Below are 18,734 nucleotides of genomic sequence, written 5' to 3' on the forward strand. Positions count from 1 at the left end.
CCTGGAATTTTCACCCAGTGGACCTCAATCCTGATGATAGAGCCGCCACCTATGACGATTTCCAACAGCCTTGCCCACGCTTTTCCCCCGCACTCTTCCATTGCCAGCGACACGCTGGAGCCAGTCGAGCAGGTAGCTGTAGAGCCTGACCGCGAAAGCCCCCACCTCTCTGCCCCTGGCAATTCCCCCCGGGCCAGGGGCGACAGTGCGTTGGCGCAGAACTACGGCAAGGCATTGCAGGGCTTCAGCGGCGTTCCCGCCCACGACAACGCGATCATGGTGGATATTCCGCCGGATTCAACATTTGGCCAGTGGTGGAAGTTGCTAGGCAATGCCGCTCGGTCGCCGGAGTTCCTCGACTGGCGGCTCACGGTCAGAGCCCTGCCCGACTCGATCAAAATCCTGCCGCAAAGTGGTCAAGTCACCTACCGTGTAACCCCAGATGTTTCGCTCAATGCGCCCTTACAGTTGCGTGCGAGCGAGGACAAGCGCTGGTCGGCGGTGCGAGAACCGTTAATGAATATCGGAGGGGTCATCTCCGACAGGAACAGGCCGTTTCCCCTTCCGTCGTCCGAGAGCGCCAACCGTGCGCCGGCCTGGCTGGTTGGGCAGTTCTACAAAGAGCCGACGCGAATCGCCCCTTCCGAACTCCAGCAACGCGCCGCCGCGCTGGAGCGCGATAAAACCTTTGCCCCGCTTGACCCCGCTGTATTCCCTGGGCTCCAGGAAACGCGCAGCGAGGACGCACTCGAACAGCAGCAGACGCTGCTGGGGAACATCAACAACCGGCACCAAGCGACTGTGTTGTTGAAGCATCTGGGGACAGTGCTTGCCTCAGGCAGCCTTCAGCTGTCGCAGGTCCCCGCGTATCTGCGTGAAACCACCTTCGAATTGAACCCCCACTCCTCATACGAACGGGATCGAGGCGTGCAGCAAGGAGGCGTGGCTAACCTGGCTGATTTTCTTGAATACCACGGCTTTGAAAAACCCGGCACCGCACAGGAAGTGGAGAACCTCAGGCTATTCCTCCTCACCCCCACACCGCGAAGCCCCGTCCATGGTAACTACGGCGGCGCCCTGTCCTGGCCGCAGCCGATTGACACGGACACCCAGCGCCAACTGTTGGCGTTCTTGCAGCACGGCAATGTGGGTGACCTGAACCTGGGGAGCAACCGCAATGTGTTGGAAGCGTTGATGCCAGGTGTAGCAGTCGAAGCCCACGAGCTTCGCAACCCACGGCAACTGCTCGACCGCATCATCCAGTCGCCCAGGGGCCAGGCGCTGGGGGCGGCCATCCAGGCCAAGTTCAACACACTGTCGGTCAAAGGCAGCGTCAATGACTGGTTAATGGCGGCCTTGAACCTGAATTACACCGATGCATTCACCCAGGCAACCTTGCCCCAGAAGCACATTTCAGGCTTTGACCTGGCCGGCCAGCAGCTTAAAGGCAAACCCTTATCAGAGACGGCCCAGCGTGTGGCCGACCATTTGTACTACGTCACGAAAGAGGCTTCGTCACCGGAAAAAGCCAATATCCAGGCCAACCTGAAACTGGCCTCCAAGGCGCCAGAGTTGCTGGTCAAGGATATCCCCGCCACGGTCACTCACGGCTCCCCCGCCCACGTCAGCTTCAGTACCGCGGTGGCGCGCATAGAGGCTGAGACGCCGGGCCGGGCATCCACCATGAGTTACGGCGAGGTCATGCTGTACGCGGATATCGCTCCAGTGTCCCAGGCTCAGCGTCAGATCGAATATGTCGCCCAGCATGACGCGCTCAAGGAATGGGGCCTGACCAACAGCATCGTCACAAGTGTGACGTCGCCTGCAGATATGCAAACCATCGCCGACGCCTTTAACCAACAGGTCGGCGAACTGCGAACAGCTTCCGAAGCACAGCGCACGCCCGCGCCGGCGTCTCGCAAGGAGATGGCCCTGGCCGAACTGCGCGAAGTTTTGGGCGATGACGCGCGCCTGGAACTGAAGTGCATCGTACTGGACACTGACGATAAAGATCGACCCGGGCCCTATTCGATATTGGACTTGTACATGGAGAACATGCTGCACAACCCGCCCAATGTGCCCTACCACCCGGCCAGGCACAACAACGCGTCACACCCCAACCAATGGGTGATCGAGCCTTACACACCACCGCGCAGGGGCCCCGGACGCTCTGCTGCCAACACGCCCAACTTCACCCTCGATGAGGTCTTGAGCAAGACGCAAAACCTGAAAAATATCAGCAGGGAATTCGTCAGTGAGTTCCAACAGTTTGGTCGCGCCCTCGACAGCAGCGTCGCCACGCAGGTCAAGCACCTGATCGCCCAGTTGCCGCTGGAGGACCGGCAGAATATCGAATACGGAAGCCTTTCGATCTTCAAGGAGTTCAAGGGCGAACATCAGCTCAGCGGTATCGTCCGGGTCCCGGCTGCCGACGGCAACCCTGTGCTATTGAAAGTGATGCGCGACGGGATTGCCCATACCTATGAACTGAATGTCCAGAAGAACACGCTCACCAAACGCGGGGACCTCGGCGATTTCCAGCCCGGTTATCAGCCTGGGGCTCATATAGAAGACGGAAAACCGCGCGATAACAACACGCCGTATACCGACATGGTCCCCGTCACACTGTCCATTCCCGATGAAGGTTCCCCGCTGGTACGGCAACAGCTGCTACAAGAAAACACCGACACCGCCGGGCCGTTGAACAGTTTCGCCAGCCCCCGGAGCGCGGCCATCGGTGCCACGGTGGCCAAGGTCAGCAGCGTATGGGGCGCGCTGGAGGCCGAGGCTCGGGGGGTGACGACGGTTGAGTCCGAGGTGCCCTTTTACAAAAAGTTAAATGAGTTGCTTCTTAACCTGATCCCATTACGGTCAGCCATCAAGCATTTTACGGAGGGCAACCTCGGCGAAGGGATCATCGACTTATCACTTGACCTGTTTGGCATCATGACCGTTGGAGCCTCCACCGCAGGGAAACTGGCTAAAGTTGCAACCAAGACCCTGTCTGCGGGTAGCAAGGCCTTGCATATAGGAAAGACCCTGGGGTTGAGCGCGATCAGCCTGGTTAATCCGTTGGACGGCGCAGCGGATTTACTGCGCGCTACCGGTCGCGGCGTGGCAAGCGTCGGTAAACGCGTCATCACCGACACGATTCAAGACATCCGGCACCTACGCGGCACCCACACTGGCTACGACCTGGTCGCCGCGAGCAAACAATACGACGCAGCAGCGATGGGTACCTTCAAGACGTCCGGCGAGACCTTGCAAGGTGCCGCGGTTCTTCAGGACGGTAAATGGTATGCCTTTGATACGACGACCCGACGCCCGTTTGGCAAAGCACTGGACGATTTCCAGCCGTCAATACGAGGCGGTACTCAGGAGCTTCATGCGTGGCAAAACACGCAGCGCGCGCTCTCGCCGGAGTCGATTCAAATTCGAAAAGACTGGGGAAAGCTACTGGATCGTTACCAGGGCGATGGGGTGACGCCCAGCGCAGCGTTTAAGAGTGGCTATGAGGAAGGCGCGCCGGAACTGATTAAAGGCTATGCCAAGGGCATGAAATCAGAAGACGTGATGAAGCTGGCGCTACGCCCGGACAAAACAGCAAAAGAGGTGGGCACCTTGGTCCGCCAGCAGGAAAGGCTGGCTGTCCAGCACGGGCTCAACGGCACACAGCATTTCAACGCCCACGTAAATGCCGTCGGAGGAACGTTCACCCCCGTACCTCAGACCATCTACCTTAGCCAGGTCAACCACCTTTCCGATGGGCAGTGCGCCGCTCTCTCGCGTACGTTCGCATCGGCCAAGGCGCAAGGAAAAGAACGCGTATTTATTGACAACCTGTACGTTGCCGCCGCCAATCCGCGGGCTGAGGGGTCGCGAGTATTTGCTCGCACATTAGACGATGTGCAAAAAAGCATCAGTACACCGTTCATGTTTCACGCCGGTAACCCACAGCGCCAGGTAACGTATCAGGACATGATTACGGAACTGGCCAATGCGCCTGGGGGCAAGACCGTGATGATCGACTCTCCCGGCCATGCGATGGTGGCCGGGTCCGTGCCGGATGGCGACGGTAAGAAGTTCTTTTTTTACGACCCGAATGTTGGAGTGGCCGAGTTTTCAAGCGAGGCCATGATGAGGCGTGGTCTCGAAAAAATATTCAATGACAAGAAGCTGCCGGTCCAATACAAAACTTATAGCAATGACCCCAAAAAACTTGAATTCAAGATCAGCGACCATCACGAGTCGTGGATAAGCACCGCGAGTCTTCATGACAGACCGGTCAAACGGCTTTATGAAGAATCCATCCCGACGACGGTTACTCACCTGAAGCCCCCCGCCCCGACCCACCACATCGCTATGTCGGATTACAAGGACGTCACCGTCACTGACCCGACCGCAATCATCAGCACCAGTGGCATCAGTGATTGTACGGCCCTGGCGGTGCTTACCGACTTGAAAGAGGGTGTCTACCAGAAACGAACATTAATGCACTTCCAAGGCGGCGTGCCGACGACAGAACAACAGCGCGTGCTGAAACAACTGGAGGGATCGTTAGACCAGACAAGCAAAGTGATTTATGTGGGCGGCGATTATGTCCGGACCATTCCGGGATTAGGCATCGCTCTGAAACAAGGTGACGCCGGTGAACAAGTGCTGTTCAACATCGCAAACAAATACCCGGCGTCCACTACGATCGCAACGGCCAACCGTATTGACATAAAACCCGATGGATCGTTTGAGCTCTTCGAGGGAACCAACCCCGCACGGGTACTTGATTCACATGCAAAGGACGAGGTGCTTGCCTGGTAATCCTGACCGGCCAGGGGCATCAGCGGTTGTTGGACTGACACATGCAGGTGTCACGCCAACAACCGCAGGATATGTTCTTGCAGCGTATCCAGGTCGAACGGCTTGGCCAGGATCGGCGCCTTGCGTGTGATCGGGCTGTCGCAGTCACGAATTTCCTGCGGGTAGCCACTGATAAAAATCACCTTCAGCTCCGGGCGCAACTTCACCGCCGGCTCGGCGATCTGCACGCCGGTGACGCCGCCAGGCAGGCGATAGTCCGTCACCATGAGGTCCAAGTGCGGTTTACTGGCGAGGATTTCAAAAGCCTGCTCCCCATTGATCGCCTTCAATACCCGATAGCCCAGGCCTTTGAGGTATTCATCCAGGACAAACATAATCGATTCGTCGTCCTCGACGATCAGAACGACATCTTGTGCATCTTCACTCATGGGAAGCCTTTGTCCGGTCAATTGCTGCACTTACGACCATGCAGTCACGCAGAGGTTGCGTCGAAGTGACGATTGTTTTCACGCCGACGCGTCCAGGGGCAGGCACACCCGGAACAGGGCGCCCTCGCCTATCTGGCTCTCCACCTCGATGGTACCGCCATGGGCCGCGACGATCTGTTCGGAAATAAACAGCCCGAGGCCCAGACCGGCGGCCACATGGCTGGCGGACACGCGTTCGAACTGCTGGAAAATGCGCTTCTGATTATCGGCGCTGATGCCGATCCCGTGGTCCCGCACCTCCAGCCGTGCTTCGCCGTGTTCGCTGTACACCCGCACGCCCACCGGGCTCTTGGCCCCATAGCGCAAGGCGTTGGTCAGCAGGTTGGACACCACTTGCTCGATGCGGAATTCATCCCAGCTGCCTTCCACCGGACCTTCCGCCTCCAGTTGCATGGACGACTCGGCGGCGGCCACTTGCGGCGCGAAGTTTTCCAGCAGGTTGCGCACCAGTTGCGTGAGGTCGAAGCGCGCCGGACGAATCGACAGTTTGCCGGTGCGGATGCGCGACACGTCGAGCATGTCTTCGATCAGCCGGATCAGGCTCTGGATCTGCCGCTCATCGCGGTCGACCATGGCGCGCATCTTGTCCAGGGTGAACGCGGCGGCGTTGTCCCGGGCCAGGTGCATCTTGCGCAGTTGGGTTTCGAGAATCAGCCCGTTGAGTGGCGTGCGGACTTCGTGGGCGACGATCGACATGAAGTCATCGCGCATGCGTACCGCCTGCTCCAACTCAGCCTGAGTGGCCTGCAGGCGTGTCAGCAGCAACTCCTGTTCGCGGCGGCTGCGCTCCAGCGCTTCCACCTGCTGTTTCATCGCCTTGCTCTGGCGGTACAGGTCGACGAACACATTGACCTTGCTCTTCACCGCATGGATATCCAGCGGCTTGTGCAGGAAGTCCACGGCTCCGCTTTCATAACCTTTGAAGGCATAGTTGAGTTCGCGGCCGGCGGCGCTGACGAATACGATCGGAATGTTCTTGGTCTTTTCGGTGCCGCGCATCAGCTCGGCCAACTCGAAACCGTTCATGCCGGGCATCTGCACATCGAGGATCGCCATGGCGAACTCGTGCTCCAGCAACAGGGACAAGGCCTCGTCGGCGCTCAAGGCCTTGAAGACCTGGCGGTCCTCGCGCTTGATCAGCGCTTCGAGGGCCAGCAGGTTTTCCGGCAGATCGTCGACGATCAGCAGTTTGGCCTGGATAGTACTTAACATGGGGAAGATTCCAGGGAAGCCAGCAATGAGGCAATGCGGCTCAAGGTCAGAATATGATCAGGCGTGTGCAGGGCCAGGGCCGCCCGCGGCATCACGGCAATTCGTGCTTCGTCGGGGTCCTGTACGACAGTGATACCGCCCGATTGCTTGACGTGGGCCAGCCCTTGGGCGCCGTCCTGGTTCGCACCGGTCAGCAGTATGGCCAGCAGGCGCTTGCCGTAGACATCGCCGGCCGAGGCGAACAGGTAATCGATGGCGGGCCGGGAATGGTGTACCCGGTCTTCCTGGCTCAAAGACAGGCTGCGGTCATGCTCCACCGACAAATGATAGCCGGGGCTGGCGAAGTACAAGGTGCCCGGTTGGATCACTTCCTTGTCCTGCCCTTCGCGTACCGGAATCTGCAAACGTCGCGCAAACACTTCCGCCAACTGGCTACGGCGCTCGTCCGGCAGGTGCAGTACGGCAATGATCGGCAGCCCGAAGGCCTGCGGCAGATCGCCAAAAATACTCAGCAACGCCTCCACGCCGCCGGCGGACGCGCCGACGACGATGGCTTCTATCCCACACATGGGGTTGGCGGCAGCGTCGTTCATGATTTCCGGTAGATCCGTTCCTGTTTGACCAAGGGCTCGAATTGCTTGTTGTAGGCAGAAAAATCCAGGGTTTCCTTGCTGCCCAGCACCAGGAAGCCACGATGACACAGCGACTCATGAAACAATCCAAACGCCCGATCCTGCAATTTTTTATTGAAGTAAATCAATACATTGCGACATGAAATTAATTGAGTTTCTGAGAACACACTGTCGGTTGCCAAGCTGTGATCGGCGAACGTGACATTCTCGCGCAACGTCTTGTCGAAGATCGCATGATCGTAAGCCGCCGTGTAGTAATCAGCAAAGGAACGCTGCCCACCGGCCTGCTGGTAGTTGGCGGTATAGGCACGCACATTCTCCAGGGAAAAAATCCCCTGCTTGGCCTTATCCAGCGATGCCGGGTTGATGTCGGTGGCGTAGATGATGGTGCGTTCCAACAGCCCTTCTTCGCGCAGCAGGATCGCCATGGAGTACACCTCCTCCCCGGTGCTGCAACCGGCGATCCAGATCTTGATCGACGGATAAGTCTTGAGCAGCGGCACCACTTCCTGGCGGATCGCGAGGAAGTGCGACGGGTCGCGAAACATCTCGCTGACCGGAATCGTCAAAAACTGCAGCAATTGCATGAACGCTGCCGGATCGTGCAGGACGCGCTCCTGCAACGCCGAAATCGTCGCGCATTCAAACTGGCGCAGGGCGTGGGCCACACGGCGTTTGACCGACGCACCGGAGTAGTCGCGAAAGTCATAGCTGTACTTGAGGTAGATCGCCTCAATCAGCAGGCGCAGCTCAATATCACTGCTTTTTTCCAAAAAACTGCGTTCCACTTAAATACGTTCCATCTTCGGTAACCAGACGCGAATCAGCGAGAACAGGCGATCCAGGTCAATCGGCTTGGCCAGGTAATCGTTGGAGCCGGCCGCCAGGCAACGCTCCTGATCGTCCTTCATGGCCTTGGCCGTCACGGCGATGATCGGCAGCTTCTTCCAGCGCGGGTCCTGGCGGATCAGGGCGGTGGCCTCGTAACCGTCCATTTCCGGCATCATCACGTCCATCAGCACCAGGTCGATATCATCGACTTCATTGAGCCTGGCGATGGCTTCATGGCCGTTACGCCCGATCACCACCACGGCGCCTTTGTGCTCCAGGGCGCTGGTCAGGGCGAAGATGTTGCGCACATCGTCGTCCACCAACAGGATCTTGCGCCCTTCGAAGACCTTGTCGCGGCTGCGCGCGGTCTTGAGCATCTTCTGGCGTTCATGGGACAGCTGCGATTCGACTTTGTGCAAAAAGAGTGTGACTTCGTCGAGCAGGCGCTCCGGCGAACGGGCGCCCTTGATGATGATCGAGCGCGAATACTTGCGCAGCTCGGCCTCTTCGTCGCGGGTCAGGTTGCGCCCGGTGTAGACGATCACCGGCGGGAACGAGCAGATATCCTCGGTGGCCATGCGCTTGAGCAGCTCGTTGCCGAGCATGTCGGGCAACTTGAGGTCGATGATCATGCAGTCGTAGATGTTCGTGCGCAGCAGGTCGAGGGCTTCCTGGGCAAAGCCGACGGCGGTGATCTCGATGTCATCGTCGCCGATCAGGCGGGCAATGCTCTCGCGCTGCAGGTCATCGTCTTCCACCAGCAGCACGCGCTTGACCTTCTGGGTCAGCTTGGCTTCCAGGCGCGTGAATATCTCCTTGAGCTCTTCGCGGGTGGTAGGTTTCACCGCGTAACCGATGGCGCCCATGTGCATGGCGGCTTCGACGCGGTCTTCCACGGAGATCACATGCACCGGGATGTGGCGGGTATTGGCGTGTTCCTTGAGGCGTTGCAGCACCGTCAGCCCGGAATGGTCCGGCAGGCGCATGTCGAGCAGGATCGCGTCGGGGATGTACTCCTCGGCCAGGCTGTAACCCTCATCCGCGCCATGGGCTACCAGGCAGTGGTAGCCCAACTCATGGGCGAGGTCGAACAGGATGCGCGCGAAGTTCGGTTCGTCTTCCACCACCAGGATGCAGCGCGTGGCGAACGGCGCTTTCTCACGGTCGTCGGCAAAGCGCGGGATCTGTGTGGCATCGGCCACCGGCAGGGGCGAGACCGCGATGGGCTTGGGCGCCGGGGCGGCAATCACCTGGCGCGGTTGCTCGATAGGCGCAGCGTCTTCCTCGCGTTCGACGTACTGCTCCGGGATGACCAGGGTGAACGTGCTGCCCTTGCCAGGTTCGCTGGTGACGCTGATATAACCGCCGAGCAACGCGGCCAGGTCGCGGGAAATCGACAAGCCCAGGCCGGTGCCGCCATACCGGCGATTGGTGGTGCCATCGGCCTGACGGAAGGCTTCGAAGATGCTCTCCTGCTGGTCCGGGGCGATGCCTATCCCGGAATCGCGCACGGTAAAGGCGACGCCCTCCCCCGGCGCGCGGGACACCGACAGGCTGACCTGGCCCTGCTCGGTGAACTTGACCGCATTGGACAGCAGGTTCTTGAGAATCTGCTCCAGGCGCTGGCGATCGGTAAAGAGCATGGTCGGCGTACCTTCCTGCACCTGTACCTGGAACCCCAGCTTGCGATCAGCCGCCAGCGGCTCGAACATCCCGCGCAGGCCATCGACCAGGCGCGCCACGCTGGAGTTTTCCGGGCGCATTTCCAGCTTGCCGGCTTCGACCTTGGAGATATCGAGGATGTCGTTGATCAGGTTGAGCAGGTCATTGCCGGCGGAATAGATCGACTCGGCAAACTTGACTTGCTCGGCGCTGAGGTTTTCCTGAGGGTTCTCCGCCAGCAACTTGGCCAGGATCAGCGAGCTGTTCAGCGGCGTGCGCAGTTCGTGGGACATGTTGGCGAGGAATTCTGATTTGTACTTGCTCGAGCGTTGCAACTCGTCGGCGCGGTCTTCCAGCTCAAGCTGGGCCTGGTTGAGCTCGACGTTCTTGCGGTCCATGGCATCGCGCTGCTCGGCCAGGGTAAGCGTCTGCTCGGCCAATTGCTCGTTGGTCTGCTCGAGTTCCGCCTGTTGCGTTTCCAGGTGGGCCTGGGACTCCTTGAGGATGCGCGATTGCTCTTCCAACTCTTCGTTGGCGGTCTTGAGCTCTTCCTGCTGCACTTGCAGCTCTTCGTTGAGCTGCTGGGTCTCGGCCAGCACTTCCTGCAAGCGCTGGCGATAGCGGGCGGCTTCGATGGAGGTACCGATATTGCCGGCGATGAGTTCCAGCAGTTCGATGTCGCGCTCCTGCAGCGGGCGCAGGAAACCCAGTTCGATCACGCCGTTGATCCGGTCGTCATCGCTGGTCGGCACCACCAGCACGCTACGGGTCGTGCCTTCGCCCAGGCCGGAACTCACTTTGAAGTAATCCACCGGCACGTCGTCCAGGCGAATCAGGCGACCGAGCTGGGCGGCCTGCCCCACGATGCCTTCGTCGCTGTAGATCGCCTGCTCCTGCTGCTCCTGCTCGCGGGAGAAACCATAGGCGGCCACGCGCTTGAGGCCGCCGTGCTCTTCACGCACATACAGCGCCGCCACCACCGAGCCCATGTACTGGGCAAAGAACTGCAGGATATTGCGCCCCAACATGTTCAGGGTCAGTTGACCGAGCACCTGTTCGGCCAGTTCGGTCTGGCCATTGCGCAGCCAAGCTTGTTGCTCCAGACGCAGTGCGATCTTCTGTTGCGACGCGAAGTTCGCACTATAACTATCTGAAAGTGCTAGTAAATTTTTACGACCAATGTAAGCCAGAAAGCCACTCAGCCCCAGCACGAACACCAAGTACAGGGTGACGCTGATGAGGGTGGTACGGGTGACTTCCGCGTTGCGGGTAATCCGGAACTGTTGCTCCATCGCCACCGCATCGTCGTATTCATTGCGAATCTCATCGGTCAGGCGTTTACCCCGGCCGGCTTTCACCGCGCTGCGGTAGTCGCCGTTCTCGCGCTGCATATCAATCATCGACTGGGCGTAGTTGTTCCACTCCAGTTGCAGGCTTTCCAGACGCTTGAGGCGATCTACCTGCTGGGGGTTGTCCGCCGCCAGTTCCTGCAAATTGTGTAAGTCAGCAATGATCCGCGGCTTGGCCACTTCATAGGGGTCGAGGAAATGCTCGTCGCCGGTGATCAGGAAGCCGCGCATGCCGGTTTCCAGGTCAACCGTCAGCTTGGACGTTTCGTTGAGGTTATTGATGACCCGGTCGGTGTGCTCTACCCACTGGATCACCGACAACAAATAAGTGATCAGGCACACAAAAAACACCGCGCTGAGCACACCTACACCGAGGGGCAGTGCGACGTTGCGGCTCAACAGCTTACGAAAGCTCTTTTCATCGACGATCGACGCGGGAGTCATGGGCATGCCTTGGCCAAATGCGGAAAAACCGGGAGTTTGCCCCAAAGTTGCGGTTGAACGCTATTTTTCTGCCATAAACCGCTGCAACCCGAAACGGCGTAATCGGGCAACGGCACCCTGAACACCGCCCACATCCCGTCGCAGTTTCAGTTGCTCACACTCCGCCCGTGCTGAACCGGAACCTGGTTGATCAGCCTTTCCACAGACTAAAGCGTCTTGGGAATAAGGAAACTCCGCGAGAAAGGCGCTCACCTTCTGTTCAACAAAACGGTGCTCGTATGACTATTTCCTTGCAAACCCTCCCCAGCGTTTCATTGATGCCGCTCTCCACGCCACCCGCAATACCCGCCGCTACACCGCCGACGTTGACACCCGTCCCCAGCCACGATTCGCCCGCGCCAACGGTGCAGCCGCCAGCCAGCGTCACCGTCGCGCAAAGCGCCAGCCTCAAGGCGAAGCTGGGGCATTATCACAACCTCAAAACACTCGCCGACAAACTCAACGAAATCGCCCTGCGGCTTGGGCCTGACGCCTCCACCCCGGCCGTGCAGGCAGCCCTCAAGACCACGCCGATGGACGTTCACCCCGACTCGGCTTATCACAGCGAAGTCGGCGGCAGCACCAGCGTGGATAGCTTTATCAATCGCCAGGGAGGATTGCTTTCACCCTATAGCCATTTATCCCTGACCGGGCTGTCGGACGCCATGGCCGCCCGATCCCAGGCGCACCCGTTGGGTAACCTGGGCGGCGCCCTCAGCTGGCCGGTGCCCTTGAGCGCCGATGAGCAACAGCGCTTGCGCACCCGCACCCTGGATTACACCGACCCTCTTGGGCAAAAACAGCCGCTCAAGCACACCACTGGCGGGATACTGGAGTTCCTGCGGCATCGAACCCCTCTCGCGGCCGAAGCGCTGACGAGCCCGGGCGCGACGTTGAACGCCCTTGTCAGTTCGCCAGAAGCACAATCATTGGGCCACGCGCTTCAGGAACAGATGCAGGGCATTGCCACCGATAGCAGCAGCCTCGATTACCTGCTCGCGGCCGTGATACTGCAGCTGGACCCAGAGTCCATCACCGCCCCCCAACGCAACAACGTGGCCGGCTTCGACCTGGCCGACGACTCACTCAGGGGCAAGTCGGCCACCCAAATCGTCGATGCCCTGCGCCAACACCTGGTGGCTCAGGGTAAAACCAGCCCAGAACTGGCTGGCGCAGCCGCCCAGCTGCTGCTGGCGGGTCGTGCGCCGGTATTTCTGGTCAAGGACATTCCCGACAGCGTGACCTTTGGCAGCCCGGCCTGGGTCAACCTCGCAATCGCCGCGACGATGGTCGACGCGCACATACCCGGCCGGGTCGCCAATATGAGCTTCGCCGCGGTCATGCTGGAAGCCGAACACGCCAGCGGCGCAGACGTGAACATGACGAACACCGCTCAACGTAACGCCTTGATCGATTGGGGCACGGCCAATGGCCTGCTGGAGAAAAAAGCCGAGCATCTGTACGCGTCCGATGAACTGAACAACCTGGTGACTCGCTTCAGCGAACGCCAGTCCGTGATGCTGGCCGCCTCAGAGGCCTTCGACAAAGACATCCCGTCCCGTAAAGCGATGGCATTGGCCGAGCTGAAACAACGCTTTCCCGACAAGGAGGCGCTGTTCGAAGAACCCTTGATTCGCGTCACCCATATGCCGGGCGGGGATATCCGGCGTAGAAATCAGGTGCCGGGCGTGCACTCGCTGCTGGATGTCGCGATGATGGACGTTGGACCCGACGCGGTCTACGGCTCCCGTGACAGCCGTATCCCCGTGGGGGCGTTGAACGCCAATCCCGAGTTTGGGGTGGCCACGGCGTTCGAGTCGCAATTCAAGCAGGTGATCGAGGAAAAGAAGAACGCCGTCGGCACGTATATCAAGCACTTGATCAGCCAGTTGCCGGCAGACGACCGAAAAAACTTTGAATATGGCAACGTCACTTTTTATCAAAATCACGCCCATAAACTTGGGCTGGGTTTGTTCAGTGACAAAACCGAGCTGCCCAAAGGCGAAGAACTACTGGTAAGGATCGAGCGCGGTGGGGTGACCACGGCCTATGAGATCGACTTCAACGCCGGCGCTATCCGCAGTATTCCGCAGTGGCAGGCACAGCCTGGCTCTTCACGGAAGGCGAATATCGTCTCTGAAACAAAGGTGTTCACCCCCAGCGCCGGTCAAACCACGCTTGACACAGAACAGACACCGCCTGGCGATTCACCCAGCGATACCTTCGCCTCGCCCCGCGTCCAACTGATCGCCGATGCCTTCGTTGAACATATCAACCTCGATGATCCGGCGATCAAGCAACAGGCGCGTGGCCTCACCACCGACGACAATATTCGGAACCGGTCCGACATGATTGAAAACTTCCTGTTGGACCTGGTCCCTTTGCGCTCCGCGATCAACCACTTCCGCAACGGCAACATTGCTGAAGGCTTGATCGATCTGAGCCTGGACGCGTTCGGCATCGTGACGGCGGGTGTGGGTGCGGCCGGAAAAGTGGTCAAGATCGCAGGGACCACCGTTTCGGCGGCGACCAAGGTGGCACGGTCGGCCAAAGTCATCGGCATGGCCACGTTCGGCGCATTCAACCCGCTGAGCGGCGCAGGCGACCTGGCGGTTGGCGGGGCCCGCCTGGCCGGTGGCGGGCTCAAGTTCCTCGGCGCCAAAGGCGCGCAAGGTGTGAACGCATTGCGTGGCGCGTCGGGCCGTTACGACCTGCTCAAAGCCGCCAGCAACGAGCATGGCGTCGTCGCCACAGGCACCGTAAAGATCGGCGAACACAGTATCGACGGTGCCGCGGTGCTGAAAAATGGCCAATGGTATGCCTTCGACGCGGAAAAAATGCGCGCCTACGGCGGGCCACTCCAGGGCTTCGCACCCACCACGGTGTCGGCGAAGGGGCAGATCAACCAGAGCTTCACCGACTGGCTCTACAAGAAGCTGGCGGGCGAAATACAGTCGCCGGAGGGCCCGCCGACCGTACTCGGTCAATATGCACCCAAAGAGTTCGAAAACGAGTTGAAACGCGCGCAACGCCCCGAGAAGGTTTCCGACTTCAACGCCGGCTATGCGAACGGTGACCCGCACAAGGTGCCGGGCTTCTCGTCAGACTCGACGATTCTCGAGCTTCAGATGCTGGTCTCCCGTGGGTGGCTCGGCGCCGAAGACGTCGGCACGCTGGTCAAACAGATCGAACGCAAGAAAGTCAGACTGATCCAGGAAGGCTTTACCCTGTTCCAGCGGGATATCCACGCCGTCGGCGGCACCTTGACCCCGATGCCCCAGGAGTTTTACCTCAGCCAAGTCAATCTGGCTTCACCAGGCGAATGTGCGGGTATCGCCAATACCCTGGCACTGTCCATGCAATCGGGCCAAGAGACGACCTACCTGGGCAATATGTTCAAGGCGGCCGCCGATCCACGGGACCCTGTGGCGACGCAGTTCATCCGCACCCTCAGGTCGTTTCATGAAGCAGTCAAACACGTGGATACCTTTCATATGGGCAAGCAGCCCAGGCAGATTCCCTATCATCAGATCGCCACCGAGCTGACCGATGCGAACCCGCCAAGGAGCCTGAGGATTGCAACGAAGGATCACGCCCTGCTGGCCGGCGTCATGGTGCGTGACGACAAACCCGTCTGGTTCTACTTCGATCCGAATTTCGGGATGGCCCAATTTGACTCGGCCGAGGCCATGAAAAATGGCCTGGAACGTACCCTGAACCGCGGCACCAGCCCGTTTCAGCATCGGGCTTACGGTACGAATCCGGGCACGCCTGAGTATCAAGTGAGTTATTTTGAGTCCGGTGACATGCAGTTCTACCGCGATTCCGCACAGGTCCACCGTATCGCGTCGGTCCCGTTGTAGTTTTTCCGCCCCTGACGCGACATTCTCCGGCGCGAAGCTCACAATGCCAGCAATTTTTCGGAACTTGCTGGCCTTGTCGCTACTCACTAGTGGATTGCCTTTAGACCTGTCGCGCCCAGCACCTTCACTTTTTCAGGAATGTTCACTATGTCGGCACCCACCTCAACCATTCTCGTAGTCGAAGACGACTCCATTGTGCGTATGCTGATCGTCGATGTACTCGAAGAGCTGGGGTTCCGTGTGCTGGAGGCTGAAGACGCCAAATCGGCGCTTGAATTCGTAGAGAACACAAATGAAGTCATTGATCTGATGATGACCGATGTCGGCCTGCCCGATATGAACGGCCGGGACTTGGCCACCCAGGCGCGTGAACTGCGCCCGCAACTGCCGGTCCTGTTTGCCAGTGGTTATCCCGAGAGCATCGAGGTTCAGCCGGGCATGCAATCGATCGCCAAGCCGTTCTCCATCGATCAATTGCGCAATAAGGTTAAGCAAATGCTTGACGCAGCCTGACGTTGCGTTTTTGTCCAATGCCGCCCACAGAGGCGGCATTTTTACGTCAAGCTGTACGTCATACCGGGATTAACGTGACGTTCGGCCAATAAAGTTGGAAACTCGCCGCTTTGCCACACCATTCAATAGTACTCCTCACAAGCCCTCTGGAAGGACGCAACAAGATGATTGGAAAACCGACGCGCCTGCTGTTGGCGAGCCTCTCGATACTCATGAGCTCTGGCGCCTGGGCCGACTTCACGGCCACCCCCTCTGAGGCTCGGGCAATCGCCAAGGAAGCCTATTTGTATGGTTACCCGGTCGTGGAAATGTACAAAACGCTCTACACCCAGGCGGTCGACAAGGGCGGCGTCAACTTCAAGGCACCGTTCAACCATATCGGCAACACCGCCCAGGTCTTCACCCCCAAAGACACCACACTGGCCACGCCGAACCCCGACACGCCCTACTCCTTCGTCTGGATGGACCTGCGTAGCGAGCCGCTGGTGCTGACGCTGCCCAAGATCGAAGACAACCGCTATTACTCGGTGCAACTGGTCGACCTCTATACGCATAACTTCGCGTACCTGGGCACGCGCAGCACCGGCAACAATGGCGGCCACTACATGATCGCCGGGCCCGACTGGAAAGGTCAGCAGCCGGTCGATGTGGATCGTGTGGTGTATAGCGAAAGTAACCTCGCTTATGCGCTGTACCGCACGCAGTTGTTTGATGAAAAGGACCTGAACAAGGTCAAGCAGATCCAGAATGGCTACAAAGTGCAGTCGCTCAGCAGCTATGTGAAACAAGCCGCCCCGGCCAAAGCGCCGAAGATCGATTGGCCCAAGCCGCTGGCCAACATGACCGAAGGCCCGCAACTGTTTCGCTACTTGAACTTCATGCTCGCCTTCGCTGCCCCCCAGGACAGCGAGAAAGACCAGCTCGCACGCTTTGCCACCATCGGCATCGCACCGGGCGCGCCGTTCAAGGTCAACCAGTTGAGCGCCGAACAGCGTAAAGCGCTGGAAGACGGGATCGCCGACGCCAAGGCTGAGTTCGCGGCGTTCAAAAAAGACAAACTCGACACCCAGCAGGTCGCCATAGGCGACCTGTTCGGCAACCGCGATCACCTGAAAAACAACGACCTGTACCGCTATGCCGGTGCCGAGGTGGGGCTTTTCGGCAACTCTGCCGATGAAGCCACCTACTTCAATTACGTCGTCGACAGTGAAGGCAAGCCCGCCAACGGCGCGCGCCATAGCTACACCGTCCACTTCGCCAAGGACCAACTACCGCCGGTCGACGCCTTCTGGTCACTGACCCTGTACAACGCCAAGACCAAGTTGCTGGTGCCCAACCACAAAAAGCGCTATGTGATCAATTCGCGGATGTTACCCAACCTCAAACTGGACGCCGATGGCGGCCTGACCCTGGCGCTGCAACACCACGAACCGCCAAAAGCCGAACAGAGCAACTGGTTGCCGGCACCGCCCGGCCCGTTCTACGCGGTGTTGCGCCTGTACCTGCCCAAACCCGAGGCGAACAACGGCCAGTGGAAACTGCCGCCGCTGACGCCACTGAAGTGATACGGCAAGCGACTTACCGCTTTTTCAGTTTCAGATACGACTGATGCAAATCCGACGCCCAACCGTCGATCACGCTTTTCACGTCATTGGGCGTCATCACCTGCGAGTCGTTTTCCAGCGGCTTGCCGGTGCCCTTGCGTACTACCTCCGCAACCACCTTGCCGTTGGCGCCGTCAAGAAACTGCGCCTCGGTGCCCAGCACCGTGTCCTGGTCGCGGATGCCGGTGCCGCTACTCACCGCAGCGGCCACCAGGGCGACCGGCACGAACTCATAAGGTTTCAGGCCCTGGGTTTTGCTGCTGACTGCCGTAATCGCCGCACGCACCACTAACACTCCGGCGCCGGGCCCTTGGGCAAGGGGCAATGACTTGCCGACTTCGCGCTTGAGGGCCTGGTTGAAGTAGTCATTGATGCCACGCAACGTGCTCTCAGGAATTTTCGCGGTGGCTTGGGGCCTGGGGTAAAACTGCGTCGGTTCGATATACACCGCGTTGTAGCGGCTCATATCCAGTTTCGGATCGACCCAACGCAGCACCTCGACGCCCGAAGGCGACTTGGCCGGCTTGAGGCGGCTGTAATTGGACAGGAATCCTGAATACTCATCCGGTTGCGTGACTTGGCTGGCACAGCCCACCATCCCGATCGTGGCGATGCAGAGCGTGCTGATCATTAGCCTTAGTTTCATCATCGAACTCCTTGGCAGTCATCATCAGAACGTTGAGCTGTAGGTATAGCCAATCCTGGGAAAAAGCGCTGAAAAGCTCAGCTGCGTTCGCGCGGGATCAGGCTCTGCAACTGCGCGGCCAGGAAGTTCGCGTTGAAGGCGAAGGTGTCCGGGTCTTTCAAACCGTTGGTTTTCTTCCACAACCAGTCGTTTTTATCCGCCGGCAGCACCAGTGAAACACTGCCGTGCCGTGCCGCCGTCAGGCCCATGACCGACACCGAAATCAAGCCGCCGACGCCCATCACGTCCGGCACGAACTCCACATTCTTGCCGGTGATCTGCACGGTGAGTTTTTCGCTCTTGAACGGCGATGTCTCCACCGGAACGCTCGGGCCGCTGGCGACATACGCTTCACGGTGGACTTCAAGCAAACCAGCGGTATTGACCGGTTCCAGCCATTGTTCGATCTGCTGGAACAGCTCGCCGAGCTTTAGTGCCCAGCGCGCCGATTGCACCTCGAACTGCTGTTTTTTGTGCGCTTCGCTATCGGCGTAATGACGAAGCATCTCGCCCAGTTGCTGTACATCATCCATTGCGGTTTTCCTCGGGTGAGCCGTAGTGCGAACCGCGATCATGGCAGATGCGGCAACTCACCGT

Annotated in this window: 11 protein-coding genes; 4 read left to right on the forward strand and 7 right to left on the reverse strand. The window is 59.2% G+C overall.

Annotation, left to right across the window (positions count from 1 at the left end):
- The first annotated feature begins 51 nt into the window (after positions 1-51).
- Positions 52-4,815 (forward strand): hypothetical protein, encoded by a 4,764-nt coding sequence (locus INT12_RS14030; protein WP_193058885.1) that lies wholly within the window; start codon positions 52-54, stop codon positions 4,813-4,815.
- A gap of 50 nt (positions 4,816-4,865) precedes the next feature.
- Here the strand turns inward: INT12_RS14030 and INT12_RS14035 are convergent, their stop codons facing one another.
- The 5 genes from INT12_RS14035 to INT12_RS14055 all read right to left on the reverse strand — a co-directional run bounded on the left by INT12_RS14035 (position 4,866) and on the right by INT12_RS14055 (position 11,433).
- Positions 4,866-5,243, reverse strand: coding sequence for a response regulator (locus tag INT12_RS14035; protein WP_017846270.1), 378 nt, complete (start codon positions 5,241-5,243; stop codon positions 4,866-4,868).
- A 78-nt stretch (positions 5,244-5,321) separates the two neighbouring features.
- On the reverse strand, positions 5,322-6,515 hold the full coding sequence (locus tag INT12_RS14040) for a hybrid sensor histidine kinase/response regulator (RefSeq protein WP_017846271.1): 1,194 nt from the start codon (positions 6,513-6,515) through the stop codon (positions 5,322-5,324).
- Positions 6,509-7,108 (reverse strand): chemotaxis protein CheB, encoded by a 600-nt coding sequence (locus INT12_RS14045; RefSeq protein ID WP_017846272.1) that lies wholly within the window; start codon positions 7,106-7,108, stop codon positions 6,509-6,511. Before INT12_RS14045 ends, INT12_RS14040 begins: the two co-directional genes overlap by 7 nt.
- Positions 7,105-7,935 (reverse strand): CheR family methyltransferase, encoded by an 831-nt coding sequence (locus tag INT12_RS14050; protein ID WP_169884331.1) that lies wholly within the window; start codon positions 7,933-7,935, stop codon positions 7,105-7,107. Before INT12_RS14050 ends, INT12_RS14045 begins: the two co-directional genes overlap by 4 nt.
- Positions 7,936-11,433: a response regulator gene (locus tag INT12_RS14055; RefSeq protein ID WP_193040683.1), complete on the reverse strand. Its 3,498-nt coding sequence runs from the start codon at positions 11,431-11,433 to the stop codon at positions 7,936-7,938.
- Between the two features lie 167 nt (positions 11,434-11,600).
- Here INT12_RS14055 and INT12_RS14060 point away from each other — a divergent pair, with 167 nt between their 5' ends.
- From INT12_RS14060 to INT12_RS14070, 3 genes are all read left to right on the forward strand, one after another.
- Complete coding sequence (locus tag INT12_RS14060; RefSeq protein WP_319017504.1) at positions 11,601-15,335, forward strand: hypothetical protein; 3,735 nt, start codon at positions 11,601-11,603, stop codon at positions 15,333-15,335.
- Positions 15,336-15,482: 147 nt separating this feature from the next.
- Positions 15,483-15,848: a response regulator gene (locus INT12_RS14065; RefSeq protein ID WP_193040684.1), complete on the forward strand. Its 366-nt coding sequence runs from the start codon at positions 15,483-15,485 to the stop codon at positions 15,846-15,848.
- 164 nt (positions 15,849-16,012) lie between these two features.
- Positions 16,013-17,413 carry a DUF1254 domain-containing protein gene (locus INT12_RS14070; RefSeq protein ID WP_017846277.1) on the forward strand — a complete coding sequence of 467 codons (1,401 nt, stop codon included), beginning with the start codon at positions 16,013-16,015 and terminating at the stop codon, positions 17,411-17,413.
- Positions 17,414-17,426: 13 nt separating this feature from the next.
- On the opposite strand, the gene INT12_RS14075 is transcribed toward INT12_RS14070, so the two are convergent.
- Positions 17,427-18,098, reverse strand: coding sequence for a DUF3313 domain-containing protein (locus INT12_RS14075; protein WP_193040685.1), 672 nt, complete (start codon positions 18,096-18,098; stop codon positions 17,427-17,429).
- A 77-nt stretch (positions 18,099-18,175) separates the two neighbouring features.
- Positions 18,176-18,670: a hypothetical protein gene (locus tag INT12_RS14080; protein ID WP_017846279.1), complete on the reverse strand. Its 495-nt coding sequence runs from the start codon at positions 18,668-18,670 to the stop codon at positions 18,176-18,178.
- Positions 18,671-18,734: the final 64 nt, after the last annotated feature.

The sequence above is a fragment of the Pseudomonas sp. K8 genome (assembly GCF_014889455.1).
Classification (GTDB): Bacteria; Pseudomonadota; Gammaproteobacteria; order Pseudomonadales; family Pseudomonadaceae; genus Aquipseudomonas; species Aquipseudomonas veronii.